This is a genomic window from Candidatus Saccharimonadia bacterium, assembly GCA_035544015.1.
Classification (GTDB): Bacteria; Patescibacteriota; Saccharimonadia; order UBA4664; family UBA4664; genus UBA5169.
Genome location: DATKIP010000027.1, coordinates 1 through 2,108, shown reverse-complemented (window position 1 = coordinate 2,108; position 2,108 = coordinate 1). Strand labels below are relative to the sequence as shown.

The 2,108-nt window shown below is 59.3% G+C and carries 1 protein-coding gene; it reads right to left on the bottom strand.

The window, feature by feature from the left end; translation table 11 throughout:
* Positions 1–273: 273 nt before the first annotated feature.
* A complete protein-coding gene (locus VMT30_02235; protein HVQ43761.1) occupies positions 274–1,863 on the bottom strand; it encodes a DUF6399 domain-containing protein in 1,590 nt (529 codons plus the stop codon).
* Positions 1,864–2,108: the final 245 nt, after the last annotated feature.

Sequence of the window (2,108 nt, the reverse complement as noted above, 5' to 3'; positions counted from 1 at the left end):
CTTTGAAACGCGTCTGGGTGACTATATGGAAATCTACAACACGCACCACGCGCACCCCTATCGGTGGACCTTTACAGGACAACCCTTGGTGCGGGCCACCCCTTTTAGCCAAACCCGTCGCCAGCGCCGTGAGGGACGGGCGTGGTTTAGTCCTCGGCCGCAACGATTTGCACGGGCTCTCTATCCACCCAGGCCTTACAAGCGCTCCGCAGGATTACTGGTAGCGAACTTATGAAATGGGGGTATCCACTTAAAGCGGGACACGTTTTGCTTTCAGTGACATAACGCGACCTCGTCTTTGCGTTGTCGAGCCCGCGGCAAGACCTCGATATGGGATAACACCGTTTCAAAGAGATCGGGGAATGTCCGTCTGAAAAAGCGCGCTGCGGGTGTCGTGCCATCCGCTGCGTGACCATCGAAATTATGGAGGACGGTCCAGACCTTGTAGCGCTGCTTCGGCAAGCCCCGCTGATTGTGCTGCATTTGTGACAGAAAGCCGTTGCGCCCTTCGACGGCCGACGAGGTGCGCTGAAAGCTTTTGACCCGGTCGAGTGCCCACGCTGTCCACTCCGCGCAGATGTGGGGAGCCAGCCGCAGGGTGACGGGGTGCCGCTCAAACGCGATGCGCACGGCTTCCAAGGCCTGGCGCATCTGGGCTTTACGGCGGCGACAACGCGTGCGCGCCACCTGGTGCTCCCAATAGACCATGGGCAGGAGAGACGCATGGACCCACTCGCGCCACCTCGGCGACAGCACGAATGGCTCCAAGTCCTGTTGCACCCCTTGCCACCAGAAGTCCACCAGGGCGGCCAGCCCGGGGAGCTGAGAGCGGATCTTCTTCATGGCGTCGGGCCGTGCCGGCAGTTGATGGCGACCGGCTAACGCTTCGATGGCCTCCACGGCCGTGGAGAGCCGGTGTTCGACCTGGGCGGAGGTCTGTGGCAGGGAGTCCGCAATGCCAAAGGGATGCAGCGTCAGCGAGAGGGTTTCGAGGTGGTGCCGGTAGGTCCGTTGGACCTCCTCCCATTGCTGCACTGCCGCTTGTTTGGCTGCCACGCGGGCCTCGGCTTCTGGACACTGAGACGCTGCGGAGGCCCGTGCGACGTGGCGTGCCAGGGCTTCCTCAGCGTGCGTGAGATCCTGGCGCGCTTGCCGCACGCGTCGACCTATAGCCAGCGAATAGGTCTTGACGATCTCATGCACCCAGTGAAAGAAATCCGGCATACTCAGGCACTCGAGGCCCTGTGCAGCAAGTTGGATCAAAGCCTTCGCCCGGTCACTGACTACGTACCACACGCCCGTTCCCAACTCCGCCAGTCGTTGGTCCACCACCGCTTTCCACGTGTTGTAGGTGCGATCGTCGGCTCCTGTTTCCAGGAGCAGGTATCCCGTTGACACGTCCTCAAAGACTAACATCAGGTGTTCCAAGAAGGTTTCGTCCACGGCGCCAATGATGTCGCGGATCTTGCCAGCCGCGACCCCGTCCTGCTCCCACGCTGCCGCCGTCTCCAGAATCATCGCCTCCAACGTCTGCATGATACCGCGCAAGGCGGTGGGAGAACACCCTATCTGCGACTCAAGGCGCAGACGAGCAAAAAAGGCGCTGATGGTGTCGAGCCCGACGCCGCGCGTGAGACCGAACGTATAGAGGGTGGCCACCACTAAGCGCGTGAGCCACTGCCGACCGTCCTCGGTTTCCCACAACCAGGACTCTGGATAGCCCCCTCGACGCGCCATGGCCTGTTGCAGACGGTGCACGCCGCTTTTGGACAACCCTGTTTTGTCGGCAAGACGACGCACACTCTGCTTCCCGTGGTCACAAAGACATTTGACAATGCGCAGGCTTTTGTCCCAAAATCCCATGTCGGTCGGTCCTCTGAAGCGTGCCTGAACTCTTGGCCGAATTCAGTGCTTCAGCGTACATGACCGACACCCCACTGTCCCGCTTTAAGTGGATACCCCACATTTGACAATATCCCAAATTCTCGTAAAAACTGATAAGAACTCCGATTTTCATGGTCTTCCACCTCCGATTCCATCAACCTGAGTCAAGCACTCACAATCCAACATTTGATAATCGTATTTCTGAAGCATTTCTTCAATCCATT